This window comes from Microcoleus sp. PH2017_08_TRC_O_A (assembly GCF_020738665.1).
In the GTDB taxonomy this organism is placed as follows: domain Bacteria; phylum Cyanobacteriota; class Cyanobacteriia; order Cyanobacteriales; family Microcoleaceae; genus Microcoleus.
Window position 1 is genome coordinate 17,543 of sequence record NZ_JAEQCE010000008.1, and the last position, 26,447, is coordinate 43,989.

Sequence of the window (26,447 nt, forward strand, 5' to 3'; positions counted from 1 at the left end):
ATCTTGAAATTATCTGCGTTAATCTGTGTTTATCTGCCTGACATCTGCGGTTGACCTAATTGATCCAAATTTCCCAATCGAAAATTCATAGTACCATCTATGGAATGTGTTTGGCGGGCGATCGACCGGAGAATCGACTGGAGAACATGAAAAAAAATTAAAGAGTATAAATGCTTACAATCAAGACACTGACAGTCGATCGCCCGCCGATTATCTCTCTCTTTTGGCTGGTTCCTCTCAAACATCCTGTGGTAATGTTACGATCCCGACAGAGAAAGAATGTGGTAGATAAGGAAGCAGTGCTACATGGTAGAGATAGACAAGTCAATATCTTTTGATGGACGGGATATTAGACTGAAGATTGGTTTACTGGCGCCTCAAGCAGGCGGTGCAGTTTTGATTCAGTCGGGTGACACGGCGGTTTTAGTGACAGCGACTCGATCGCAGGGGAGAGAGGGAATTGATTTCCTGCCCCTGTTGGTGGATTACGAAGAGAGACTCTACGCTGGCGGTAAAATTCCCGGTGGATTTTTGCGCCGGGAAGGGCGTCCCCCAGAAAAAGTTACTTTGACTGGGCGTTTGATCGATCGCCCGTTGCGTCCGCTATTCCCTAGCTGGCTGCGAGATGACATCCAAGTTGTCGCAACAACGCTGTCGATGGACGAACAAGTGCCCCCCGACGTTTTGGCAGTGACAGGCGCTTCCGTCGCGATTCTGCTGGCGAAAATGCCGTTTTACGGGCCGATGGCGGCTGTGCGAGTTGGTTTGGTAGGGGACGATTTCATCATCAATCCCACCTATAGCGAAATCAAAGAAGGCGAATTGGATCTCGTGGTAGCCGGTTCTCCAGACGGAGTAATCATGGTGGAAGCCAGCGCCAACCAATTGCCGGAACAGGATATCATCGAGGCGATCGACTTCGGCTACGAAGCAACCTGTGACTTGATTCAAGCCCAGCGCGAAATCATGGCAGAATTGGGCATCGATTTCGTGGTAGAGGAACGCCCACCGCAAGATTTCGCCCTCGAAAACTTCATTCGCGATCGCGCCCAAGAACCCATCCGCATCATTTTGTCAAGATTTGAAAAAGACAAAACAATACGGAATGCAGCTTTGGACGAAGTGAAGGCAAATGCAGTCGAATCTGCGATCGCCGAACTAGCCGAAGACGATCCGATCAAACTAGCAGCCACCAGCAAGACAATTGGCAACGTTTTCAAAGACGTTACCAAGAAAATGATGCGGAAGCAAATCATCGAAGATGGCGTCCGTGTAGACGGCCGCAAGCTAGACGAGGTGCGACCCGTTTCTTGTCGTGTAGGGGTGCTGCCGTCGCGAGTACACGGCTGTGCGCTGTTCAATCGCGGCTTAACCCAAGTCTTGTCCGCAGCAACTCTGGGAACCCCAGGAGACGCCCAAGATTTAGCCGATGACTTGCACCCGCAGCAAGACAAACGCTACCTGCATCACTACAATTTCCCCCCATTTTCCGTGGGAGAAACCAAACCGATGCGATCGCCCGGACGCCGAGAAATCGGTCATGGAGCCCTTGCAGAACGCGCTTTGCTGCCAGTTTTGCCATCCAAAGAAGATTTCCCCTACGTCATTCGCGTAGTTTCCGAAATCCTCTCCTCCGACGGTTCAACCTCAATGGGTTCAGTTTGCGCCTCAACGCTAGCGTTAATGGATGCAGGCGTTCCCCTTTCCCAACCCGTCAGCGGCGCGGCTATGGGATTAATCAAAGAAGGCGATGAAGTCCGAATCTTGACTGACATTCAAGCAATTGAAGACTTCTTAGGCGACATGGACTTCAAAGTAGCCGGTACCGACACCGGAATTACTGCTTTGCAAATGGACATGAAAATCAAAGGTTTGCCCTTAGATGCGATCGCAAATGCGATCCGTCAAGCCAAACCTGCGAGACTGCACATTTTAGAAAGAATGCTAGCAACCATCGACACTCCCCGCAAGGAAATGTCGCCGTTTGCACCGCGTTTGCTAACGCTGAAAATCGATCCCGAATTTATCGGTTTGGTAATTGGGCCAGGTGGCAAAACAATCAAAGCCATCACCGAAGAAACTGGTGTCAAGATTGACATCGAAGACGACGGAACCGTGACAATTGCTGGTAACGACAGTGAAAAAGCTCAACGGGCTTACAATATTGTCCAAGGCATGACGCGGAAGTTGAATGCTGGAGACGTGTATGTCGGCCGCGTAACTCGAATTATTCCGATCGGCGCTTTTGTCGAAATTCTGCCAGGAAAAGAAGGAATGATTCACATTTCCCAGTTAGCGGACTACCGTGTTGGGAAAGTGGAAGACGAGTTAGCTGTGAATGATGAAGTGATTGTCAAAGTGCGAGAAATTGACAATAAAGGTCGAATTAATTTGACCCGTTTGAACATTCATCCCGACGAAGCGGTAGCCGCCCGCGAAGCGTTGAATAAATAGTTGACAGTTGGTAATTGGTAATTGCTTTTGGAGTAATTGCTAATTGCTGATTGGTAACTGGTAATTAGTAATTCCTAATTGCTAATTGAGATAAAATCTGATTGTTTCAGATTGATTTGGGAGTAGGTGCGCGACAGCGACAGATCGACAAAAGTGCGATCGGCTGTGGAAGTTCATACAGTCGCGCACTTTCCCCTCGGCACTTAAAACTATCTGCGATCGTTTGGCGGTTGAAACCGCTACTATACAAACGAAGTCCGCCTCCGCGGACTGAATAAAATATAAAGTATGCTTAGCTGTAGGGTGCGTCGCCATTAAAAATCCCTCAAAAAAATCGACAATCGATCGAGCGACGCACCTTACAAAATGGTCAGTATAAACAACCCTCTGCTTAACTCTTGCCCAAAATTTTATTGTACCAAGATTTTTGAGAAATAGTATAACCTAATACGGTTGACTTAAGAACAATCTGAGTTGAGGGTACGTTGTTGCGCTTCAGCGCTCTTTCCTAATATTTATAAAGAGCGCTGAAGCGCAACAACGTACCTAATTTGTCTCACGGGGAAGTAGGGGGCAAGAATTCGGAAGATCGAGTCCTAATAATCAAATAACAGCAATACAATCAATCTCTACCAACACATCCTTCGGCAAACGCGCAACCTCGACACAAGCGCGCGCAGGTGCAGTTTCCGCATCAAAATATTTCGCATAAACCGCATTCACAGCGGCAAAATCATTCATATTTTTGAGAAAAACTGTAGTTTTTACCACATCCAACCAAGTCGCGCCGGCTTCGGTGAGAATGGCTTCGAGATTTGCCATAACTTGTTCGGTTTGTTTTGCTACGTCGTCGGTGTAGACGATATCGTTTAGTCTAGTGTCGATCGCAATTTGGCCAGCTACAAACAGCATAGTGCCCGTTGCGGCGATCGCTTGATTGTAAGGGCCGACTGGTGCGGGTGCTTTGTCAGTACGAATAATTTTGCGTGTCATAGATGTTCCTGTTTGAGATTCTTGTTGATTGGTTTCTGGTTTGTAAAATTCTCCATCAGGCATGATTGTACCAGTTAAGTCTGCATCCTTGATGTTCATACCATAAGTATTGGCATCAGTCAAATCTGCTCTCTTAAGCTTAGCACCCTCCAGATTTGCTCGGATCAAATTAGCTCCTTGAAGACCCGTTCTCTCTAAAATTGCACCCCGCAAACAAGCGTTTCTTAGATTTACTTTTATCAATTCGGCTCCAGCTAAATCCGCCTTTGCTAGATTGATACCCGACAAATCATAGCTAGACAAATTGACACCGCGCAGCTTGGCTCCCTGAAGATTGGTATCTTTGATTTTTATGCTAGTTATATCTGCCCGACTTAAGTCTGCTTCAGTCAAGTTTGCCTGAGTCAGGTTTGCACTGTTGAGTTTAGCTCTGCTCAAACACACTTCAATCAAGGATGCTTCAATAAATTTTACACCAGCTAGTTGGGCATCACTTAGGATTGCTTCATTCAAGTTCGCATTACTAAAATTAGCATAATTTAAATTGGCTTTACTCAAATTAGCACCGCACAAATCTGCATCAGTGAAGTTTGCAGATTGAGCTTGTACTAACCCGCTCAAATTCGCACCTTTCAAAGATGCCTTCGTGAGGTTTGTACTATTAAGCGTTGCTTTCGTTAAGTTGGCCTCATTCAACTCTGCTGCTGTCAAGTTTGCAGAGCTTAAGTCTATCCCACTTAAGTCTGCACCTTTGAGGTCTACACCTCTGAGCATAGCTGAATGAAATTGTCGTTCGCCTTTGGCATATCTTTCTAAAAGTTCTTCAGCGTCCATTCATAACCTCGATCGCCCTTTCGTCCCAAAAATCACTATACCATCCGGGCGAATCAGGAGTGCACCTGCCATTTTGCGCGCGGATGATTATCGGATTTCACACCACAGAATTCCCGTGAAAGAACCTCACCCAGCAATAAACTTCATCGCCACACCATTCATGCAGTAACGTTTGCCAGTAGGTGCAGGGCCGTCATCAAATACATGACCCAAATGCCCGCCGCAGCGACGGCAATGCACCTCAATTCTAGTCCCAAACAGCGAATTATCGATCGATGTGGCGATCGCCCCTTTGATCGGATCGTAAAAACTTGGCCAACCAGTACCGCTATCAAATTTAGTTTGCGACGCAAAAACTGGCAAATTACACCCAGCACACGCATAAATTCCCTTACCGTATTGCTTGTCGAGAATGCTAGTATGAGAGCGTTCAGTAGCGTGTTTTCGCAACACATTAAACTGTGCCGGAGTCAAAAGTTTGCGCCACTCTTCCTCAGTTTTAGTAACTTCAAAAACACCATTACTAGCAGCCATAACATCTGACTTTCCAGGCAAACAGGACGATAACCATGCCATGCTGACTGTTGCTACACCAGCTTTCAAAAATAATCGTTTCTTCATAATCCATCCAGTTGCTAATTAATCTAAACTACCAGTCAAATCCAAAACTTTTTGCTTGATTTGTACCTTTTTCAATCGCTTTTTCTTGGACATGATATCATATCACGTCCGACTGATTACCATAACAAAAATCGTTCGTAGTGTGGACTTTAGTCCGCAAAATACTGCGGACTAAAGTCCACACTACGAACCTTACTTATTGCATCATAAATTATTCATCTTTATCTTCTCTCTCTGTGCCCTCTGCGCTCTCTGTGGTTAAAAAAATCCGATATTACTCTACAAGTATGACAGTTAATTAACCCGATCGCACAAAAGTCCTGCGAGGACTTTAGCCCTCACAGAACTCATACCCATTCACACGTTACCCAACCTAGACAACAGCCGGAGCACCAACAACCTCACCCTTCAGCATCCGAGCAGCAGCATCCATCAACTGTTCCTCCAAATAAGGCTTAGTGAAATAGCCCTTCGCGCCCAAACTGTAAGCCATTTGGCGGTGTCTGTCAGCACCGCGAGACGTTAGCATCGCGATCGGCAATTCGCACAAAACCGCATCCTTCTGCATCCGAGAAAGCAGTTCTAAACCATCCATTCTCGGCATCTCAATATCGCAGAACACGATATCGCAAGGCAGGCCAGATTTCATCTTTTCCCAAGCTTCCTTACCGTCGCGAGCTTCTTCAACACGGTAGCCAGCTTTTTCAAAAGTAATCGACAAGAGCGATCGCACTGTAATCGAATCGTCCACAATCAGCACAGTTGGCTCAGTCTTCTCCTCAGCAGCCTCCGCAGCAGCCCGATCGCCACTTTCATCCCAAAGCGTACCGCCAGCTTCCTTCCGCAGCCTGCCAGTAGCCAAATCAATCAATTCCAGAACGTCGGCAATCGCCACAATTTTGCCGTCCCCGAGTACCGTAGCACCCGCAATCCCGATCGGCTTCGGCACAGGCCCCTCCAACTGCTTGATCACGATTTCCTGTTCCGTCGAAACCTGATCCACCTGCACCGCCAAGAAATTCCCAGCAGAGCGCAGCACGATCACCGAAATCATGTCATCGTCAGTATTAAACCCGTAAACACTGCCCCGGCCCAAATGGCGGTTGTAACCCAGCAAATCCCGCAGCGGGCGGAACGGCAAAATCGAACCCCGCCACTCAATGCAAGGCAAACCGTCTGCCCCAGTCGTCACCTGATCGCGAGGTACATCGATCATGTCCTCCACCCCGTCCATCGGGAAAGCAATCCGAGCTCGATCGCTAATGCAAGTCAGAGCCTTAGAAATACTCAACACCAGAGGCAAACGGATGGTGAATACTGTGCCTTTGCCGATCGTCGAATCAATCCCCACAGTCCCCCGAATTTCGTGCAAGGAGGTCTCCACGACGTTCATACCGACCCCCCGGCCGGCGTACTCCGTCGCCTGTTCCTGAGTGCTGAAACCGGGCATAAACAGCAAATTGTAAACTTCCGAGCGAGACATCCTCTGAGCCTGAGCCGCCGTCAACAAATTCTGCTTGATCGCCTTCGCCTTCACCTTTTGCGGGTCAATTCCCGCCCCATCGTCAGAAACCGAAACCACCGTTTGATTCCCTTGGTGGAAAGCCCGAATCGTAATCCTGCCCATCGCAGGCTTCCCGGCTGCCAAACGCACCTCCGGCGCTTCGATTCCGTGGGTAATCGCATTGTTCACCAAGTGAGTCATCGGGTCATAAAGTTGATCCACAATCATCTTGTCGATCAAAATATCCTTACCCTCAACCTGCAACTGAGCCTGCTTCCCGCACTTAATCCCAATTTCCCGCACCGCCCGGAACAGCCTGTCCGTCGTCTCCGCAAACGGCTTCATCCGGGCGCGAGTCAAACCTTCTTGCAGTTGAGTCGTGACTTGGCGCAATTGGCGAGTCACCTGATCCGCCTCATCCACCAAAAACTCAATGTCCGCCGCCGACTCCCGCACCCGCACGATCAGCTCGATAATCTCCTGAGCCAAACTGTGGAAAGGAGTAAACCTGTCCATTTCCTCTGGTCTCCAAGCGCTTTCGCGTTGGTGGGACGACTCTTCGGTGCGCCATGCCGATCGATGTCCCTGGCGGTTTGCCAGCAAAGCAATCTCCAAAAGACTCCGCTCGTAGAAATCCTGAGTCCGTTGGCTGACATCGCTCAGCAGCGTCACTTGGTGCAGCAAATTGTCCAAAAACTGCCGCATCCGTTCTTGGTCTTGCTCCAAACTGTTGCGGTTGACTACCAGTTCCCCCATCAAGTTGCTGAGGTTGTCCAGTTGCTTGACCGGTACGCGCATGGTTTGGTCGCCGAACCCGCCCGCGCGGGCATTCCGCCTGGGTCTGTTATTGACCGACGACTGTCCGATATTGGTTTCGCTTTGACGGCCGCTGTCCTTTGGATCTTCCAGCAGTTTTTCTAAGTCGCCAAATTCGTCGTCGCTCTCCGCAGCAGGAGCGGGTGGTGCTTTGCGGGCAGTTTTCGCCGGTGCTGGAATTTCCGGCATAGTTGCGCTCTCGCTCAGCAGATCTTCAAGATCGGAGAAAACTTCCGTCGTTACCGGACTCGGATTTGCACCCCCAGAGGCTGCCATTGCGACCCCAGCACCGCCTGCGATTAACAGCGCTTCTAAATCGTCAAAATTGCCTTCGGAATCCTCAGTACCTGATTGAATGTCGCTAAAAAAGTCCGCCAGCGACTCATCTTCCAACTGTGCTGCATCGGCTTCGCTCAATTCTTCTTCTTCGTCGCCAAAGCCCGTCAGTTCCGAAGTCACCAGAGGCCCAGCATCTAGCGAATCCAACAAATCATCAAAAGCATCCAACTCTTCGGTGTTGAGAGTCGCCCCGGTTTCCAGAGCTGCTAGCAAATCAGCATCGCCCTCAAACATATCATCGAGAGATTCTGACGACATCACCTCTAAATCGCCAGCCGCAAAATCCGTTTCCAGCGCGCCAAACAAATCATCTTCCTCCTCGTCGGATTCACTTGCCGCATCTGTTTGGGCTCGATCGAACAAACTCTCAGGAACTTCGGCCGACAACTCCTGCAAATCAAAACCAGCTTCGGCATCCACCGACGGTGGAGGCGCTTCGCCAAACATATCCTCCAACAAATCGAAAGTACCCTCATCAGACTCGACACTGGCAATTTCCGCATCAGGACGATCGGACAATAGCCCCAATTCAGCCGCTGCCAAATCTGTCAAGCCTGCCTCCGAAACAGTAGCCTCGGAGTCCGAGAACAAACTCGCCAAGTCCCCCTCATCCGCTGCCGTACCAGCACTGGGCAATTGAGAATCTCCATTTAAATTCAACCAATCCCCATCGACTTCTGGCGAAGCTTCCCCGTCATACTCAGTACCCGTAGGTACAGAACCGAACAGATCTGCCAAATTCGCCGCTTCTTGGGAATGAACCGCCTGCCGATCGCGCCCAGTCTCCTCATCCTCAGAAATCGAGTCCGACGTAATCTCCCCAAACAGCGCATCTAAATCGGTATCCTCCAGATCCAGGTTGGTCGATTGCACAGACTCGTCTTCCAGGCCAAAAGCATCTTCTAGCCAATCTCCATCCGCAGAAATATCTAAATCAGAATCAGAATCAGAATTTGATGTCATATTAAAAACGCTGCCACTTTCCTCATTTGGTGTGCTGCCAGTAGCTAAAGATCGATCGCCCCTGCTCTCCCCAGCTTCACCTTCAGAAGAAAGGAAATCAGAAGTAATGCTCAACAGCTCGCTGAAATCCGAGTCTTCCTCCACCCCAGAGAGCAACTCGAAATCATCTATTTCGGCTACAGTCGGTTTTTCTGCATCCCCTGAATCATTGCCACCACCTGCTAGTAGATCCGAAAATTCTGCGTCGAAAGCATCCGGGTTGAGAGCATACTCCTCGGAAACTGTCGGCACAGTCGCTTCCTCAGATGAGCCTAAATCGCCGAACAAGTTATCCAAATCAGCATCTGCCGTCACAACAGAAGTTTGGGCCGCCACTTCGTCCAAAAGCGTACCGAGAGCATCTTCATCAGCTTGCCTCCTGGTAATGCCGACCCTGCCCTCTCCCCGATCCAAACCCTGCCTGTTTGTTTCAAGCTGTTTGCGAGTTGGCGGCTGCTTTAAACCCGCATTTTCGCGATCGGCTGCCACCGCCGAACCATCAGCCTCACCTCCAAACAGCAAATCGTCCCCAAACAAACTCGTGAGATCCTCTAAAGGAGTCCTCGCATTCGTTTCCGAATTTTCCTCACCGTATTCGTCAAACAACAAATCAGTAAAATCGCCGGAATTGTCATCATCATCTAATTCCATGATTCCCCCCGTCGGCATCCTAGAAGCAGATTGTACGTAGTCCAGATCATCTTCTTCTTCCCAAGCGCCGTCGAGATCTGGAGATTCGCCTTCAAACAAGTCTGCTAAAGTGTTGAGTTCGGCCGCCCCCACTTCCGGGCCCGTGCGCGTCGAGATTCTAAAAGAACCTGTCTCTACATCTGATTCTCCGAACCCTGGGGAATTGTCCAACGGCGATAGACCTCCGGCGTAATCGTCACTTTCGTCGCCGTCGAGTTGCTCGAACAGCTCGTCTATGCTCAGCCCAGAAATTGTTGGCAGCAACTTGTTCGATCCATCCGGGGAATCGCCGCCCAAAGCCAGATCCCAGGCCGCATCTTCAACAGAGACCGCATTTGAACCCAACGTACCCGGTTGAGCGAATGCCAGCAAGTCTTCAAAATCTGTTTCCGGAACCACAACCGTCGGCACCAGCGCCAGAAGTTTGGCGCTGGGTGCGATCGACCCAGATTGACCCAAAAGTACCTGTTCTTGGGCTTGTTTGATGTCTTTGATGACCGTTGGGGCTAAGGTGCGGTAGGTATTTTCTGAGTTGGCGATCGCCTTTTCTACCACAGCGATCAATTCTATCCACTCGGGCAGTTCAAATTCCTCCCCCGCCATTTTCAAGTTCCGACAAATATTCCTAAGTTGTCGCCTGCTGTCAGAACCCTCAGGCTGTTTGAACTCTTGCAGCATTTCCCGCATCCTCGCCGGCACATCCGAGTCAAATACCAGATGCAGCGCGGTTTCTTCCGTTTCTGTGAGATCGGATGCGTAAGCTGAATCCGAGTCCGCAAAACTCATCGATGAGTTAAACGTCCCGGCTCCCATTCGGGCCATAACTGTTTGTGGTATTGGCAGCGGGCTGCTTTCGTCTGAATCGTTAGCGCAGTGTCCGACGAGTCCCCCCAAGTGCCCGTTGAGTTCTTCAAATACAGGTTCTAATTCTCGAACCATCTGCTCTCCCAATTCCTCTGTCAGCCCAAAAGGCCCCGACAGTTGCTCTAACAGCCCTTGTAACGTGTCAAAAATTCGCAAAAACAGCGACTCTAGCTGTTGGTCTACTTTAACGCTGCACTCTTTTAAAATTTTAAAACTATCTTCTAGTCGGTGAGATGTTTGCTGAATGCTAGTCAGGCCAAGCATTGCGGCTCCTCCTTTGACAGAGTGAGCAGCCCTAAATACTTCGTTAACCAGTTCTGGGTCTTCGATCGTCGCTTGTAGGTTGAGCAAGCCTTGTTCGATCGTATTGAGGTGGTCTTTTGCCTCCTCAATAAAGTAGCCCATGATCCTCTGTTGTTGCTCCGGCAGCATAGTTTTATTCCTGATTTTAAGCGTTATTGTATTTTGTCTATTTTAGGAGTCTTAGAGAATGTCTTTGTAAATCTGTCCCCTTGACAAGAGAATAATCTGACTGCGAGATATGGCAAATGTCCTGGCTATTTCTCTTTTCGATATCCCCTCACCTAAAAGATAGCGAATCTGCTGCACCTGTTCGGGTTTTAGCTTGCGGTTAGGATTTATATTGCCGGGAACGAAAGGAAAGCGGTTTTTTTCTATAGAATCGCGGGAGTTATCGGCGGGAGTTCCTTCCCACAAATGATCGGGGTTGACACAACCGCGATCGTCGCAACTGTGACAGGCAAAATAACCCGGTTTGATCGATCGTCCCAGTTTGTTTTCCAATACCAGTCTGTGAGCGTAGAAACTTTTAGTTTTGCCATTAATTTTAGTACCCTTAATGGCGTAACCATCACTTCTTTTAGCCAGGATACAAATCATGCAGCCATTTGGCTGTATTTCGGCCCGAATGCCGGGAATTACTTCTATGCCTCGCGGTACTTTTTGAGGTTTAGGAGCAGATGTGCTTCCTACATCTTTAACCCGTCCTTTTCTAAACCTATCTTGAGAATTTTCCAGCCTAGAACCTTCCCATAAATGGTTGGGATTAATGCAGTTACGGACATCGCAAGTATGACAAGAAAAGTATTCTGATCTAATCGGACGACCTAAGATATTTTCTAATACTAAACGGTGAACTGTAAACGTTTTCCATTCACCGTCAATCTTAAGTCTTTTGTTGGCATAGCCCCTGCTAGACTTGGTTAAAGTAGAGATAATACAGCCATTCGGCTGAATTTCACCAAAAATACCAGGAATTACCTCTACTATGTTATCGTTCATCTGTACAACTCCTAGTTTATTTAGGTGCTGGATTGGCATCCCCGCAATCGTTTCAAGACTGCGAGGTTGCTTTTTGTTTGCCATCATTGCCACACTAAGGTGCTTGTAAATCAGGAAGTAAAAAAAGCATTAAACAATCAATTATTGTCTTTCTGCTGTTTCTACTCGGAACCTTTCCACCGATGTCAAAAGGTCGCGAGCAACGCCTACCAAATTTTGCAAAGCACCGGAAACTCGCTGCGCTTCTTGGGACGTTTCCTGAGCAGTTAACTCGACAGCTTGCATCACAGCGGCCACCGAACGAGCTGTTTCGTTCTGCTCCACAGTGTCCGCCGTAATCGATCGCACTAACACGTCAATGCGATTGGTAACTTGAATGATATCTTCAAGCGATCGCTTCGCCTGTTCTGCCAATCTTGTCCCCTCAATCACCTGCTGCGTCCCTTCTTCCATCGCCGTCATTACCGCGCCGGTTTCACTTTGAATTTGCATCACGATCTGCTCAATTTCTTTCAAAGACTTCGCCGATCGATCTGCCAACTGCCGCACCTCATCCGCCACGATCGCAAAACCCCTACCCGATTCCCCAGCTCTCGCCGCCTCAATACTAGCGTTGAGAGCCAACAAATTCGTCCGAGAGGCGATCGCCGCAATCAAACCCACAATCTTAGAAATTTCTTGAGAAGCTTCCGCCAACCGCTTGACTTTTCTCGTGGTTTCTGCTACCGTTTCTCGAATTTCCAAAATCCCGGCCACCGTCCGCTCCACAGCCTCGCCCCCTTTCAGAGCCGTTGCCGCCGCGCCCCGGGCCACTTCTTCCGCCTCTCTAGCACTCTCTGCGACCCGCTGAATCGCATCGGTGAGGACTTGCACCGAATTCAGCGTCGCCGCCAGTTCCTCAGCCTGCCGCAGCGCATCAGAAGACAAATCGCCCGCAAACTTGGCACTATCCGTAGCGCCTTTGCTAACCTCCCGAGCCGCCTGCTTCACCTGATGGACGATTTCGCGGAGGTTTTGAATTGTCAAGTTAAACGAGTCAGCAACAGCGCCCAAAACGTCTGCCGTCACTTCCGCCGTCACCGTCAAGTCACCCCGAGCCGCTCCTTCCACGTCATCTAGCAAGCGAATCACTTGGCGCTGCAAGTCTTCTTTTGCCTGTTCCTGCTCGTCAGACTTGCGTCTGGTATCGCTAATCGTAGTTTGGATCACCTTCGCCATGTGGTTGAATTTAGCAGCCATTTTGCCAAATTCATCTTCCGAGTAAATCGTTGCCCGAGCGTCCAAAGTTCCTTGAGATACCGCATCGAACTGAGCTTGCAAATTGTCCGAGGACTTGCGTACCTGCTTGGCGATCAACTGGCCGATACCCCAAGAAGTCAAAAAGCTCGTAAAGCCTGCGGCAGCCGTCATTACCCAGCCTGTTTGGCGCAGGTAAACGATCGCCTCCGGCTTGTCTTGCTTCAGAGCTTGATAGGAGGCAATGTTAGTCACGAAAGCCACAGCTACCAGAGAAACCAATCCAGCCCCGATTGCCGTGTACAACTGTTTGGTAAACAGAGGGGCATTTTCCAAGAAAGCCAGTCCGCCCTGTTCTACAGTCACCGAACTATCGATCGCCTCACTTTCTGTCGGAGCAAAAGTCGGCACCGACGCATCAGCAGGGCCGGAAATGCTAAAAATCTCATCGTCTCGAATTGCCGAGCCGTCGCTATTGTCAAAGTCCAGACCGCTGCCGCTCGTACCCATCATGCCGCTGGTCGAGTTGCCGAAATTGGTGTTACCTCTAGTCAGGATCGAACTGTTGGCATCTTCTGAGATATCAAAATCCGGCAAATTGCCCAAATCGTCAAAATCGTCAAATTCGTCTAAAAAGCCGCTGTGTTCTTGAGCGTTCCCAGTTCTTGACGACCAGTCGCTGCTGTTCTTGGTAGCAGCCCCGAAAGCAGTCGCTTGCTCGTTTTCGTCGAGAGAGAAGGAATCGCTGAAAGCGTCGTCATCAAAAGCATCTAGCTCAAAGCTGTCCATGGAGCCAAATGCCTGCGGTTCCGAGTCGCCGTAACCATTGCTGTTAGAGTTTGAGCGATCGGCCGAATTAAATTGTCCCCGGCTCGACCTTTGACTCTGAGAATTGGGGACAGCACCTCCCATCAACAGCGTTTCGTCTTCCGCCAGCGAATAATTTGACGAGTATTCCGAGTCAATATTCGGCTGCTTGCTTTGAGATCGAGAAGACCCAAAACCCGAGGACATCGGCTGAGCAAAAGGGTCTGCCTCTTCTGGCAGAGGTGGCTTCTGACCTTGATTTTGCCCGGTCACGGGCGGGGATTGATAGTCGTAGTCGTCATCATTCAGGTCGAGTTCGTCTGGCAAATCGAGCGGCGCAAAAGGTTCGCCAAAATTGTCAGACGGCCCAGTGGGGGAGTCTAATTGCTCCGAATCGAAGGAATTCCCGGTTTCAGAACCAGCAAAACTTTGACCGTTGAGTACCTGAGTTGGAGCTTCTGAAAACAACTCTCCTGAATAAGGCGCCTTGGAACCAGAAACTTTGCTATCAGACAAGTCACCAGCATCAAACCCTGGGTCATCTAAGCCAAAAGGATCTCCCAAGTCCGAGCCAAATTCGTCCATGTCTAGCGGCTCGGACGCATCAGCATAAGCTGCCATTGCGCCGCTGTCGCCAGCAAAGGGGTTAGTTAAATCTTCGAGAGAGGTTGCAGCACTGCTACTGCTGTCTTGTGGTTCCCACTCCAACCCGCTCATCCCCAAATCTGCCAAGTCCTCGTTTTCCATGTCCTGTGGCGATTGACTCCCATAGGACATGGATGGAGAATTCCCTTGGAAAAGTGCTAAATCCGGGTCTTCCAACCCTTCCTCCATAGACAAGTCTGGGTAGAATTCCAATTCAGTTTCCGCAGACAAAGCCTCGAAACTTTCCGTGTGCAGTTCTCCGGATAAAAATTGGTCTGTGTGGCTAATACCGCTGTGAGCGTGTTCGACCAAACTCGGGTCGTCACTCAGGCTCAGCACCACCATGTACTGTTCCCGTGCTACTTCATACTGTTGCAGTCCGTAGCAGTATATGTGCCCGCACAGCAGCCGAGCGCTGGGGTCTTCGGGAAAATCTTCTACTAATTGATAAACTAGGGCTGCGGCTTCTGAATAGTTGCCATCCATGTAGGCCGCTTCTGCCCGTTGGTAGTCCTGCTGAAAGTTGGTACTTGTTGCCATTTGCCGCCCTCTTTTGATTTTAGATTTTAGATTTGAGATTTTAGATTTTTATCTTGCTTGAATGTTTAGATGCGTGCCTCAAGTCCTGTGACTGTTGATAGTTAGACCCCAATCGAAAATCGCAAATCGCAAATCTAAAATCGATTTCACGCTGCCCACCGCGCAGAGCGCAGAATTTTCACTTGATCTAGCAGTCGGAGCACTTTAGTCGCTGGTGCACCTAACATCCATTCTCCCCTCAGAAATGGAATCATGCCGTCTGGTGCATTGTTCTGAGAGTGCAGTTGGTCTACGTCGAGCCAGTCCATCCCCACAATTCGATCGACTGCCAGCCCCAAAATCGTATCTTGGTCTTCCACAGCCACGATCGGGATTTCGGGTCGATCGGTGTTCAGAGGTGTTTGGTCTCCCAGAAATTGGCCCAGATCTGCCACCCAAATCACTCGTCCTCTCATGTTTAGCGTACCTAAAAGCAAGGAGGAAACGTTAGGAATGGGTGTCATTCGGTCTGGGGAGGGGGATAGCACCTCTCTAATCCCTGTTGCCGGCAGTGCGAACTCGTTCCCCGAAGGAACGTAGAACCGCAGGTGCAGCTCGCCTTCGGGAGTTTCTAGTTCCTGGAATTCCGGAGCCTGATCTATGCCTTGTCCTGGTAATATAAAGTCTGGGCTGCCACTAATCATAATTCTTCTCTCTGGGAAACCCACATCGTACCCCTACTCAAGTCGGTGTTGGGAGGAAAATGGGAGCTCGGTCTATGAAACATAACTATAACCGTCCTTTTTGTAAATGTGTTGGCAGTATTTATGACTAATTCCTTGCACCAATCCTGCTTGAGTTGAGACCTTAAAACTTCCACTGGTGCAGACAGCCTTTTTTCTACATAATTCCCTATTTTGTTGCTGCTATTAACTATCTGATACTTTTACCCTGAAGATTGGGATAATTTTAGACTTCCTGCTAGATGCTAAGTACAACACGAGCGAGCTCGGACATTAGCGATCGATATTTTATCCCACAAAGCTTTCCCCAAAATCTTTACAACCGGGGAATCTCTAGAAATTTCATACCCACAGTCAGGAAACTTACAATTTGGGCAACCACCCAATTTTAAGTATAATTTTTCCCACGGCACGAATGTTTTAGAGGTGGGTTCGTCTTTGCTCCCAACTAACTTGGAACCGTCAAGGCAACACAAGTTTTGTAAGGTTTTCCTGAATTTTTGCCAGCCAAATTCATCATTGATGTCGCCGTTTTACTCCTTAAAATGCGATTTTTTTGAATTACTCTTTTATACATCTCAAATGTCGGAAAAAATATAAAATCGTAAGTTGTGGCAAAAGCAGAAGCAATTTGTTTGTCACATTCCCAACCTAAATCATGAATCCTGGTTTTGAATGCTGCCAGCGTTCTAGGGATGCACCATTTAGGAATTAAACCTGATGTTTTTAGCACCATTTTCAAACCTCGCTTTCCTCGACCCTTGCCGATTTTGATAAAACCTTGATGTTCGTCTAGGTAAGCAATTAAAATGTTGTAAACTTTGCGAACAGCGCTCACCCACTTTTTCCGGATTACCCCTAATTTCTGGCACGGGTAAACTTGGTAACTAACGGTCTCGGCATACTTGCTATTGGTATTTTCTGAGTATCGCGCCCAGGCTGTAACTAAAGATGTGGATGATGGCGAGGACATCTTCAACGATTTCTCAAATCGGGCTAAAGTAGCCAGATTTGAGAACCAATATCTCAGTTTTTGTGGGCAGGTTCGGACATGAGATAAAATTGAATCCAAACCTGCACCAACCAGCTTTGCAGGCAATGACAACCAATCCGACTTCATTTGACAAAACGGATTCCAGTTTGGTTTGAAGGTCTTTTCTTTTGAATTTGAGTCCTGATCCGATGTCGGTTTAGCCATAAAGCCAGCGTTTGCTTTACTTGGGAAATTTAACAGAAGATGTCTTGTCTGTTCAGATAATTCAGTCTGCTTGAGATTTGAAATTCAAGGAATCATTGCTGTGCCCATCGGTTTTGGCGATCGGCTGCAAGTGGAGAACAAATATATTATATTTGCACTTTGAGCGACTTAGGCCCGACAGCGGTCGAGAAATTGAACTGAGTTTTACTGACGCCGGACGGCCAGCTCGCAAATTTATACATTCTAGTTGATGGTGCGATCGCCCGCAGCAAGGAGCTTTCTCTCTGTGACTGCCGGGACTGCCCTGGGTTGCTGGGATACAAAAAACCTCCCGTGCCATCAGTGCGGAATTTATTGGCTTATAATTCGTGTTCTAGCGATCGGCTTAATAATTTTTCCGAGAGATTGGCCGGAGGATAGCCCGGGCCTACATATTTTTCTACCAGCATTAATAACTCGCTTTCGCCAAAAGGTTTGGTGAAGTAGTCAGTCGCCCCCGCCATGCGGGCTTGAACGCGATCGATAAATCCGTCGATCCCTGTCAACATGACAATGGGCGTGTGCCGGAAAGCACTAGAATTTCGCAGCATCGCGCAAATTTCGTAGCCGTCGAGTTCGGGCATGGCGATGTCGCACAAAATTAAATCGGGTTTGAGTTTAAAAACTAAACTCAGGGCTTCGAGGGGATTGCTGATGCCAGTAGCTTCGTAACCCTGTTCGTTTAAAATTGACTCAACTGTTTTGCGAATCACATTGTCATCGTCTATACAGACAACTCTCTTGACCTTGGTTTCTGGAGAAGACCATTCTATTTTGTTGTTGCCAGGGACAACAGAAGGCTGGAAAAATACTTGCACCAATCCCTGCTGCACGAAAGGGTAAATCGCCTTGGCGACAGTCAGCACGTCTCGGTTGAGGTAGCGCGCCATTTGGCGGATCGAAGTGTGACCGTCGGCCCAGCGTCTGAGAGTATTAAAGGTATTGGCAGGGAGCGCGACTCGGAGCTGGGCGGGATCTGAAATCATCGGGCATTGGTTGGGCGACTGAATGTGAGGGTGAAACTGCTTCCACTGCTGCACCTGTTGGACAATCTTCGCCAGCAGCGAGCTAATTTCTAAGCTGGTGAGTTGAGGAGCCAATGCCGATCCCATTTCAAAAGTGAAGGAACCCTGGTGGAGGCTGAGCAAGTCAAACAGGGTTTCGTGGATCATGCTGTGGATGATGTTGCGCCCTTGAGCTGGGGTGAGGGTGTGGTTTTCTAGCAGGGCCCACAGGTAGGCGTATTCTGGGGCATTGGTAGATGCCATATAGGGAACTTGGATTTTGTCAAGGGCGGTGTCTGCTTTGTAGCGGCGCAGGTAGTCGCGCAAGCGAAACAAACTGCCCGCACTCTGGGTAGCGTAAATAATCTGACCGTTGAAGCAGAAGACATACCAGGATTGTCCTGCAGGGGAGCGCTGGGTAGGTAGATTACCCGAGTTGCCGATGAAGCTGTAGGCCTCTACGAACAGTTCTCCGGTGCGCTGACCTAACTCAATTAATTGCAGGATGCTGCGGATGTCAATTTCACTCAAATTTCCCTGCATGCAGCTAAAGTATCCTCCTTAAAACCGTTGGCGTCTGAAATCGGAAAGACTGTGCGATCGCGCTCATATTGACTTTAGTTTCTGTCAATAATTTACCTGTCAACTGTCAACTGTCAACTGTCAACTGAATGAAGGGCTTGATGCCACTGGCACAATTAGGAATTGACGAAAGGGCGATTTTCTCTTGTTGACATACTCCCCAGCTATGGAGGCCTGGGGATTTTGAGCTTCGGGCAGCAATTTCAGGCATCAGCCTGTCTAGAATTAAGTCTTACAAGCCGCTTATAAAAACCTAGGCAAACCTAGGTAAACTCTGCGGTATAAGTTTGAAACATTCTTTCTTAGCGCTTTACGCTTCCTCAGTATCGAGGTTGACCAAGAAACTCCAGTTAGAAACACTGTAATAATCACAACGACGTGATATCATAGCGGAACGTTTGATTTTTTTATTCAGTTTGTTCCACTCGCTCCAAACGTGCTTTTCTGAATTCACTTCAGAATAGGCGGTTAAGGAGCAAGGTATTTTTTCACTTAACTTGCGTGCCCTACGAGCAATTACCAGTGCAGCCGCTTCGTCACTAGCTAAGCCATACATTCTCAGGTATTTCACCAAGCTGATAATGCTTGAATAAGCTGGATTGACCGTTGTCAACTCAATCCCACGATTCGACAAAATAGAACTGAGTTGTTTATAAAACTCACTATACGCCCAACCCGACAACATTCGAGCATACTTTCTACCTTTCTCTCGCAGCGATTGCTTTTTTGTTGAGAAATCAAGTTCTTCACAAACCACAGGACATTCAAATTCTGTGGCTTTTGCAGCTAGTTGCAGACAAGCATCAACAATTTGAGCCTGTTGCTTGCCGGAGGGTAAACCTATCTGCAATGGGATCTGCCCTTTGGCTTTGAGATTCCCTTCAGAATCGACATACACCCACCCAATAGAACCGGGATTTATGTCGATACCAATGCAACCGTACATTCTCTCTCTCGAAACCTGCTTCGCGGGATTTGGGGTAAACTGCACAGCAGCAACCCACTTTCCATTCTTACGGTAGAAATGCCAGGTTTTAGCACCGCATTCTGGCAGTCTGTTGATGTTGCGGCTGAAATCACCAATCTCAGAGGACACAGTTTTTCCAAATCGTGACTCTAAGCATTTGGGGACTCTAAAAGTTATTTTATCCCCATTCCACTGGCAGACTTGATTGCCAAAAGACTCATCCTTAGAGCCGACAACAAAAATATCCCTCATCGGGATGAAGACTTTGACTGGCGAAAGCCTTAAATGTTCTACTCTGTTAATTAACCCAGTCAGTTTACGCTTTTTGTTGTGAATTTGAAAGCGCAAATTCTGCCAGTTTGTGGATTTATATTGAAGTGAGCAGGCTAGGGGGAAATTGCAACCTGTTTTTGATTTCTGCCATTTTTTCTTGGCATAGAACTTACGAGCTAATACCAACTTGCTTTCGGCTTTCTTGACCCACGCACCAATAGATTTAATTTTTCCTTCAAGAGCTTTTAGATGTAAAATCCTGTGTTCTTTAGCACCATCTACACGACCCTTGGCAGAACTGATTACACCATTTGCGTGGCGCTTATTGATGCCGTAGGTTTGCTGTAAATGCTTGTTCCAATCTGATTTCTTGAATTCTGTACCTAAAAGTAAGCGGTCAACTGTTTCAATGCTTGCAGCCCTAAAAATCTGGGCGTAAGCTTCTAAGAACATCTCGAAATCTGTAAATCCTAGTTCGTTGAGTTCGTGTACTGGTGTGGGCAAGCCTTTGCAATAAGTTAGGGTAGCCATTGATTCGACCTCTCAATGTGTTTATCTCTTCGTATGTTAACAGCTTTAAAGCTCTGCTAACTCGCCAATACTCATCAATCTATCCATTGGCTTACCGAGAATCTAACTACTAAATCCTGGGTAAATCTAGGTAAATTGTTAACAGTCATCACCCCGGCATTGGTGCGTGGGGTTTATGACACACACAATTGTCTGGGCTTTTCGATCGTCGTCCAACGCTGGCAGGGACGACTGGTTCAAGTCTTCGACCGCCAAAATTTTGACGTTTACCTTGCGCTGTGCGTCCTTGCGGTTGGGTTCTGTCTTAAAGCATTGACCTTTTTGCTCAAGAGTAGATCTCGATGACAGGCTCGCGTGATTCCACTATTCTAAGGCAGCGCGGTTCAAATCCCTAGTCCGCCTGCGGAGGAGACCCGATGCTGGGTAATTAAAGGACGAGATGGCGATCGACCCGCAGCCAAAGCCTGATACAATCAATGAAAGTTTTTGACTGACTGATCTTTTTCGGCTTTGGGCTATGGCAGTCCCCCCAGTTTTGCTAGTCTTGAATCAAGCGGCATTGATACTGCTCTCCCATTGGTTCAGAAAGCAGGCGGCGGCAGTGCTTTCTAGACGCAGTGCGAGAGAAGCAGTGCTCTCGGCGAGTGCTGAAGACAGTTGTTCAAGGATGCTATTCCCGATCGGGCAAACGACACCAAAGAGAGGACTATTAGTGTGCTGTATCTAGCAGAAGTACAAAAACAGAGAAGCGGCTTTGGTCTCGGTGGCGGTAAGGCTGAACTGAAACTGCTAGCTTGTCAGCGGGGCGAACACAACTGGAGCGCCGTACCGGGCGATGACGCGATCCCAGTTGAGGAAGCTAATAAGTTTAACGACGGCACGCTGGTGCTGGTGGAGTTGAGCGCTAACAAGCAAGTGCAGCGGATTCAGGAGGCTGCCCGCCAGTTGGTGAGCATTCTGCAAAATTTCTCCCGCTTGCAGGACAAGTTTAAGGATAAGGAAGAGGAAATTGAGCAGTGGAAGGCTTCTCTGACGTTTTCGAGTCAGGAACTCAATCGCCGGGAAATGGAAATGCAAGCCCGCGAAGAGCAGTTGGCTCAAATGGAGGAGGAGTTGGAGCGCCTGGAGGCTCAACGCTCGGAAATTGAAAATACTCGAGATGAAGCTAACCGACTGCGAGAAGAGGTCGATCGCAGCCGCGCGGAGATGGAGACGGCTTGGGAACAGTTGCGGGGCGAACAGCAGCAGGTGGCTCACCAGCAGTCTCAGGCTCCTCAGGGGGCAGTTGTTGACGAGCAGCAGGCATTGAGAATTCAGGAGTTGATGAACAAGCTGGGAGGAGCAATTTCTGCGGCCCAAGGAGTTCGGGAACAACTGAATCAGTCTTTTGGTGTTGTGGGCGCTCAGCAGGCAATTCTGGATTTGCACTGGCAGCAGTTGGAGCAAAAACGCACAAACGCTCAGCAACAGCAGGAAGAGGTCGATCGACAAAATCAGAGCCTCCAAAGCCGCTGGCAGGAATGGTATCAATCCCAAGATGCTTTGGCGCAAGCTCGGGCCCAACTGAAAGGGCAGCAATGTACCCTCGGCGCTAAGCAGGAGCAGGCTCAGTCTATGTCTGTCCAGGTGAAGGCTGTTGAGACTATGTACCAGCAAATCTCCGGGCTGGCGTCTGGTTCGGGTGCTGGGGCTGTGGAGCAGGTAGTAGATGTGTCTGCTCTGGAGCGGATGCCGGTTGAGGAATTACAGGGGCTGGTGCAACACCTGCAAGAGGATTTGGAAAAGGTGTTCCGGTTTGTTAACGATCAAGAGGAGGAGTTGACTCTCCAGCGGGAAACAATCGAGGAGTTGCAAGCCAAAATTCAAGCGGCTTCCGAGTACGATCGCATGGCTTTGGAAAATGAAATGGCCGATGAACTCGAAAGTTATCAGATGTTGAATGAAACTTTGGTGGGACAGCGCCTCCGCTTGCAGGAACGGGAAAATGTTTTGAAGCAGCATCAGGCGGTGCTGTGGCGTCGCTTGGGTACTGCTAATCCTCAAAAAACAGAACCTGGACAGATTGATTTGGGGCCGATCGTCACACAGCTCAATACTCAACGCCAGCAGCAAAGCCAAGAATTGCAACGGCTGGAAACCGAAATTCAGCAGGTGCGGGAGTCAATATCTCAAATTGAGGGAAATGTCAACCGTCAAAATGGGGAAAGTGAAGCGAAACGCAATGAACTTAAGCAGTTAGAGCAGACTTTGTTCAGCCAGAAAGGTGCTGTGGCGGAACTCTGGGGCCGGGTGAATGTTTATCAAGAAATGTTGCAACCGGTGCAGGACAATTTGAGCGGGCTGCGCCAAAAGCTGGAAGCGGTGGGGGGAGAACTCGATCGCGTACAGCAAACTGGAGAGCAGCAAGATCGGGTTGTTTCGGATCTGCGGCAAGCTCTTTCGAGTTTTCTGCCAAGCGCCTAAAATTAAATATCGATCGCGATCCAAGGGTTTTCAACTCGGGCGATCGCTCCTCCAGGAAATGGATCGGTTTGCGATCGGTTGGGCGCTGCGATTAAGCTGCTGAGTTTTTCTACGCTGTCAAAACTGGGTGCACAGGGCAATATTTGTAGCAATACCTGTCGCATTGCTCGCCGTTGCAATGACAGGGGTGCTTCTCGTAAAATTGGGCGATTTAACTTGACGGGGAGTTGAATTTGCAACTGCGGGTTGTCTGTAGTTGGAGAGATGGCTCGCTGTAGTAATTCACTGGCTGCAATTTCGAGATATTCGACATCGGCGCGCAGGAGTTCGGCTGTTTGGGCGAGGGCTTGTTGGGCTTTTGGGTTGAAATGAGTTTCTAAATAAGGCAATAATTGCGATCGAATTCGGTTGCGCGCATATTGCAAATCTTGATTAGTGGAATCTTCCCAAATTGGTAGTTTTTGCTCTTGACAAAATTGACCTGTTTGCGATCGGGTGATTTCCAGCAACGGACGAACCAAGTAGATTTTAGATTTGGGATTTGGGATTTTTGATTGGGGAGTTTGATCTAAATTGTGCGATCGCAAATCGGCAGATATTTGGAAATTGGGATTGTCGCCAGAATCTCCCAATCTAAAATCTAAAATCGGCAATCGCAAATCGGCAAGGGGGCGCGTCCAAGTCAGGGAGGAAAGTCCGTCGGCGCCACTACCGCGAATTAGGTTGTAGAGGAGTGTTTCCGCGCGATCGCTGGCTGTGTGGCCTGTGACAATGTAGGGGTAGTTGTGGGCGATCGCAACTTCGGTTAAAGCTTGATACCGCCACTTTCTGGCCGCTGCTTCGGTTTTGGGGATGTCCGAGGCCGTTTGCAAATAGTAGGATATTCCGAAATTTTTAGCTAAATTTTCTACATGATTAGCATTAGATTGGGAATCAGAACGCCAGCAGTGATCGCAATGAGCAATGGCTAGATTCCACCCCCATTTGGGCTGCAAATCCAGCAGTAATTTGAGCGTACACAGAGAATCTTGCCCGCCGGATACTGCTACTAACAATCGCTGATTTGAGGGCAAGATTTGTCGTTGCAGCAGTGTCCGGTGCAGTTGAGCGTGGAGGCGCGTCCAATTGGAAGATTCAGGCATTACAGTTGATAGTTAGCAGTTGTCAGTTGTCAGCTTGTCAGTAGTCGTAGGGTGTGTCGCCATCGATACTACCCAACAAAAGACAGAAAATCGATCGAGCGACGCACCACCGACAATATTTGACTACACAAACTCAACTAAGGATCGCGAATTAAATAACTTATAATTTTAACTACTTATTGTGGGATGGGCGTCCCGCCCGTCCAAAAAGGGCCAGCGGGCGGGACACCCCACAAACTTGTGTAAGTTATTAAATTTTCGTTCCTAAGAGCGTTGTAGCAAGGATTTTTTAATTGGTATCAGTTGTTAGTTGTCAGTTGTATGAAGGATGCAATTAGAAGCTCCTCAACTCAAAACTCTCAACTTAAAATTTAAAAATCTTCCTGCTTTCCCTCCCTGTAAGTAGCAGCTTAGCTCCACATTCCTCGACTGTGGGGGTTGCTGTCTGGATACCTAGAAATAGGAAAATCATTACTTATTTCTGTTGAGTCCGTGACATCTAATGGCTCATTTGTATCAATTTGCTCTGAGTCGGAGCTATCTTCGGCGTTGTTTTGGGCGGTGTCTGATTCTTCCGGTGCGGCGGGAAGAGCTTTTTGTTCTTTCACCTCAGGTTCGATGGGAATGAACTCCAGGCGCAATCTAACTTTTCCTTGTGTCCAGCCTTTTCCTGAACTTAACAGCTCGCAATCCATGCCATCTGACAATAATCTTTCTTCTAGCAATCTTGAATTCAGAATGGTCATATATTCGTTGACTTTGAACGTACATTGATACATCAAAGCGCTGGTAGGAGCCGACAAAACATCGTCTTCTTTGAGAAATATTTGTGAATCGTCCATATCAATTGTCATTTTAATGAAGGAAGAAGGAAGAAGGAAGAAGGAAGAAGGAAGAAGGAAGAAGGAAGAAGGAAGAGGGAGTAAAATTTTACAGTCTCAGTAGTTTAGCAAAGTGGGCATTGCCTTTGTGTCAACTTAATATCAAACGTAGTAATGGTCTAAGGTACGTAGTTGGGCTTTAGCCCTCTTTATGCGTATAAAGAAAGAGGGCTAAAGCCCAACTACGTACCTATCTGTAACCTTGCCTAGCCCTTAAGAAGGGAGGACAGGAATAGATACAAAGGATTTTAGGCTTAAATTGACACACTTTGCTGGAAATAGCTGCCTACAACTGGAGATTATATTAATCCCTATTCGGTGATTTATTCTGTTTCTCTGGGACTGATTTGTGGTTCAGAAATTAGAAAAACCAACCGTAGGAATGCAAACCTTTGCCTAACAGATTGACGCCTAGATAGCAAATCCAAACTACTACAAAACCTGTGGCGGCTAAAATTGCTGGGCGTCTTCCCTGCCAGCCGCGAGTGATGCGGGCGTGCAGGTAGGCTGCAAATACTAACCAAGTAATCAGCGCCCAAGTTTCTTTCGGATCCCAACTCCAGTAAGATCCCCAAGCTTCGTTAGCCCAAACGGCACCGGCAATAATCCCAATTGTTAGTAAGGGAAATCCTAAACCGATGATGCGATAGCTAATGTTATCAAGAGTTTCTGCTAGATTCAAGCGCTGGGGCGAGAGAAGTTCTGAGGTTTGAGTTGCCGCGGTTGATGCGGTTTGAATTGTTGCTGATTCTAGGACTGCGGTGGCGCCAAAACCGTTATTGTTGGAGTTGAAAGACGGTTCGCTGAAAGCTAACGCGCTGTCGCCTACTGTTTCGAGGGTTTGAGGTTCGGGATTTTGTGGGCGTTGCAGGCGGTAGTTGCCGTTGCGGTTGCCGTTGGTGCCGAAGGAACTACCTGTGAGTTCGATTTTTTGGCCGCGGGTGACGATTAAAAATGCGATCGCCAGCAATGCTCCTACCATTAAAGTTGAGTAACTGAGCATCATGACGCTAACGTGCATCATCAGCCAGTTGGATTTGAGGGCTGGTACTAGGGGCTCTGCCGATTGCATGGTGTCGGGCAGAGTCAGGGCTGCAAAGGCGGATATTGCCATTGCTACGGGGGATGTGGCTGCTCCAACTAGGCGGGAACGGCTCATGTTTTCCGCGACTAGGTGGATGGTGGTGATTCCCCAAACTAAGAAAAATAGGGATTCGTAAAGGTTGCTGAGTGGGAAGTAGCCGGCTTCTATCCACCTAGAACCGAGTAAAGCGGCGATGGAGAGGTTGGCGACAGCCATCCCTGCGGTTCCCAAGGCCCACAGGTAGGGAATGCCGGGGAATGCTGTACCCACCCAGTAAATGAGCATTGTTGCGAACAAGATGGCAAAGGAGATGTTGTCCAGCCAGTTCTGGAGTACGACCAGATCCATATAATTTACTCCGGTAGTGTTTTTACTTATTTTTTGCTAACTAGATCGATCGTACTGGGGTTGGGCAGTTTTGGGTTTGAGATTTTGAATTTTTGTGGCAATTCTGAGTTTTTGGCGGTGGTTGAGGTAGGGGGCCCCGGCGCGGCGGGCGATCGCCCGGGCCCATCAACCCACATTCTGCACCCGCAACTAACACAAGGGAATTGGTTGTACTCAGATATCTGGAACACCCATCAGAGAACCGAGAGAGAGCGATTCAGTTGACAGTTGACAATTGACAGTTGACAGCACTTGACAAAGGAAGGAAGAGGATGGGAGTAATGAATCGTCTGATTTTAATTTATCCCGATCGGGCTTGGGGCTTTCAACCAATTCTTTCTGGTAAAAATCAGCAATTAGCAGTAAGGAACGAAAATTTAATAACTTACACATATTTGTGGGATGGGCCCTTATAGCCCGTCTTTTCTGGACGGGCGGGACGCCCATCCCACAAGAACAATAAAAATTGTAAGTTATTTAATTCTCGTTCCTAAGTAAGCCACCTCTGACTCCACAATATTTAACAA

The 26,447-nt window shown here is 48.4% G+C and carries 17 protein-coding genes; 5 read left to right on the top strand and 12 right to left on the bottom strand.

From position 1 onward, the window contains the following. The first annotated feature begins 170 nt into the window (after window positions 1-170). Complete coding sequence (locus JGK22_RS03870; protein WP_293150440.1) at window positions 171-338, top strand: hypothetical protein; 168 nt, start codon at window positions 171-173, stop codon at window positions 336-338. Next, the gene (locus JGK22_RS03875; protein ID WP_293180665.1) at window positions 307-2,454 is read left to right on the top strand and encodes a polyribonucleotide nucleotidyltransferase; all 2,148 of its coding nucleotides are present in this window, start codon (window positions 307-309) and stop codon (window positions 2,452-2,454) included. The genes JGK22_RS03870 and JGK22_RS03875 overlap by 32 nt, the downstream gene beginning before the upstream one ends. 603 nt (window positions 2,455-3,057) lie before the next feature. On the opposite strand, the gene JGK22_RS03880 is transcribed toward JGK22_RS03875, so the two are convergent. The 9 genes from JGK22_RS03880 to JGK22_RS03920 form a co-directional block, all read right to left on the bottom strand. After that, window positions 3,058-4,281, bottom strand: a complete 1,224-nt coding sequence (locus tag JGK22_RS03880; RefSeq protein ID WP_293312377.1) for a Rid family detoxifying hydrolase — start codon at window positions 4,279-4,281, stop codon at window positions 3,058-3,060. Window positions 4,282-4,407: 126 nt separating this feature from the next. Beyond that, window positions 4,408-4,902, bottom strand: a complete 495-nt coding sequence (gene msrB / locus JGK22_RS03885; protein ID WP_366024950.1) for a peptide-methionine (R)-S-oxide reductase MsrB — start codon at window positions 4,900-4,902, stop codon at window positions 4,408-4,410. Window positions 4,903-5,275: 373 nt separating this feature from the next. Next, a complete protein-coding gene (locus JGK22_RS03890) occupies window positions 5,276-10,549 on the bottom strand; it encodes a hybrid sensor histidine kinase/response regulator (RefSeq protein ID WP_293312379.1) in 5,274 nt (1,757 codons plus the stop codon). A 51-nt stretch (window positions 10,550-10,600) separates the two neighbouring features. Further along, window positions 10,601-11,419 carry an HNH endonuclease gene (locus JGK22_RS03895; protein ID WP_293180674.1) on the bottom strand — a complete coding sequence of 273 codons (819 nt, stop codon included), beginning with the start codon at window positions 11,417-11,419 and terminating at the stop codon, window positions 10,601-10,603. Window positions 11,420-11,560: 141 nt separating this feature from the next. Further along, window positions 11,561-14,647 carry a methyl-accepting chemotaxis protein gene (locus JGK22_RS03900; RefSeq protein WP_293312381.1) on the bottom strand — a complete coding sequence of 1,029 codons (3,087 nt, stop codon included), beginning with the start codon at window positions 14,645-14,647 and terminating at the stop codon, window positions 11,561-11,563. 146 nt (window positions 14,648-14,793) lie between these two features. Continuing rightward, window positions 14,794-15,327 carry a chemotaxis protein CheW gene (locus JGK22_RS03905; RefSeq protein WP_293180800.1) on the bottom strand — a complete coding sequence of 178 codons (534 nt, stop codon included), beginning with the start codon at window positions 15,325-15,327 and terminating at the stop codon, window positions 14,794-14,796. A 490-nt stretch (window positions 15,328-15,817) separates the two neighbouring features. After that, the gene (locus JGK22_RS03910; RefSeq protein ID WP_293180680.1) at window positions 15,818-16,207 is read right to left on the bottom strand and encodes a hypothetical protein; all 390 of its coding nucleotides are present in this window, start codon (window positions 16,205-16,207) and stop codon (window positions 15,818-15,820) included. Between the two features lie 719 nt (window positions 16,208-16,926). Beyond that, window positions 16,927-18,153 carry a response regulator gene (locus tag JGK22_RS03915; RefSeq protein WP_293180683.1) on the bottom strand — a complete coding sequence of 409 codons (1,227 nt, stop codon included), beginning with the start codon at window positions 18,151-18,153 and terminating at the stop codon, window positions 16,927-16,929. Between the two features lie 349 nt (window positions 18,154-18,502). After that, window positions 18,503-19,885: an IS200/IS605 family accessory protein TnpB-related protein gene (locus tag JGK22_RS03920; protein ID WP_293211091.1), complete on the bottom strand. Its 1,383-nt coding sequence runs from the start codon at window positions 19,883-19,885 to the stop codon at window positions 18,503-18,505. Between the two features lie 735 nt (window positions 19,886-20,620). Here JGK22_RS03920 and hmpF point away from each other — a divergent pair. Further along, window positions 20,621-22,426: a pilus motility taxis protein HmpF gene (gene hmpF, locus JGK22_RS03925; RefSeq protein WP_325315127.1), complete on the top strand. Its 1,806-nt coding sequence runs from the start codon at window positions 20,621-20,623 to the stop codon at window positions 22,424-22,426. A gap of 2 nt (window positions 22,427-22,428) precedes the next feature. Here the strand turns inward: hmpF and tilS are convergent, their stop codons facing one another. The 3 genes from tilS to ccsB form a co-directional block, all read right to left on the bottom strand. After that, window positions 22,429-23,568, bottom strand: coding sequence for a tRNA lysidine(34) synthetase TilS (gene tilS, locus JGK22_RS03930; protein ID WP_293312383.1), 1,140 nt, complete (start codon window positions 23,566-23,568; stop codon window positions 22,429-22,431). A 410-nt stretch (window positions 23,569-23,978) separates the two neighbouring features. Further along, entirely contained in the window at window positions 23,979-24,410 is a 432-nt protein-coding gene (locus tag JGK22_RS03935) for a KGK domain-containing protein (RefSeq protein ID WP_293180692.1), read from the bottom strand. A 400-nt stretch (window positions 24,411-24,810) separates the two neighbouring features. Next, window positions 24,811-25,881 carry a c-type cytochrome biogenesis protein CcsB gene (gene ccsB / locus JGK22_RS03940; protein ID WP_293180695.1) on the bottom strand — a complete coding sequence of 357 codons (1,071 nt, stop codon included), beginning with the start codon at window positions 25,879-25,881 and terminating at the stop codon, window positions 24,811-24,813. A 33-nt stretch (window positions 25,882-25,914) separates the two neighbouring features. Here ccsB and JGK22_RS03945 point away from each other — a divergent pair, with 33 nt between their 5' ends. Both JGK22_RS03945 and JGK22_RS03950 read left to right on the top strand, forming a co-directional pair. Further along, window positions 25,915-26,145 carry a hypothetical protein gene (locus tag JGK22_RS03945; RefSeq protein ID WP_293312385.1) on the top strand — a complete coding sequence of 77 codons (231 nt, stop codon included), beginning with the start codon at window positions 25,915-25,917 and terminating at the stop codon, window positions 26,143-26,145. Between the two features lie 56 nt (window positions 26,146-26,201). Then, window positions 26,202-26,336 (top strand): hypothetical protein, encoded by a 135-nt coding sequence (locus tag JGK22_RS03950; RefSeq protein ID WP_293312387.1) that lies wholly within the window; start codon window positions 26,202-26,204, stop codon window positions 26,334-26,336. The last annotated feature ends 111 nt before the right edge of the window (window positions 26,337-26,447 follow it).

Coding starts and splice junctions, on each gene's coding strand:
- JGK22_RS03870 (WP_293150440.1), top strand. CDS start 171: ATGCTTACAATCAAGACACTGACAGTCGATCGCCCGCCGATTATCTCT.
- JGK22_RS03875 (WP_293180665.1), top strand. CDS start 307: ATGGTAGAGATAGACAAGTCAATATCTTTTGATGGACGGGATATTAGA.
- JGK22_RS03880 (WP_293312377.1), bottom strand. CDS start 4,281: ATGGACGCTGAAGAACTTTTAGAAAGATATGCCAAAGGCGAACGACAA.
- msrB (WP_366024950.1), bottom strand. CDS start 4,902: ATGAAGAAACGATTATTTTTGAAAGCTGGTGTAGCAACAGTCAGCATG.
- JGK22_RS03890 (WP_293312379.1), bottom strand. CDS start 10,549: ATGCTGCCGGAGCAACAACAGAGGATCATGGGCTACTTTATTGAGGAG.
- JGK22_RS03895 (WP_293180674.1), bottom strand. CDS start 11,419: ATGAACGATAACATAGTAGAGGTAATTCCTGGTATTTTTGGTGAAATT.
- JGK22_RS03900 (WP_293312381.1), bottom strand. CDS start 14,647: ATGGCAACAAGTACCAACTTTCAGCAGGACTACCAACGGGCAGAAGCG.
- JGK22_RS03915 (WP_293180683.1), bottom strand. CDS start 18,153: ATGCAGGGAAATTTGAGTGAAATTGACATCCGCAGCATCCTGCAATTA.
- JGK22_RS03920 (WP_293211091.1), bottom strand. CDS start 19,885: ATGTTCTTAGAAGCTTACGCCCAGATTTTTAGGGCTGCAAGCATTGAA.
- tilS (WP_293312383.1), bottom strand. CDS start 23,568: ATGCCTGAATCTTCCAATTGGACGCGCCTCCACGCTCAACTGCACCGG.
- JGK22_RS03935 (WP_293180692.1), bottom strand. CDS start 24,410: ATGGACGATTCACAAATATTTCTCAAAGAAGACGATGTTTTGTCGGCT.
- ccsB (WP_293180695.1), bottom strand. CDS start 25,881: ATGGATCTGGTCGTACTCCAGAACTGGCTGGACAACATCTCCTTTGCC.
- JGK22_RS03950 (WP_293312387.1), top strand. CDS start 26,202: ATGAATCGTCTGATTTTAATTTATCCCGATCGGGCTTGGGGCTTTCAA.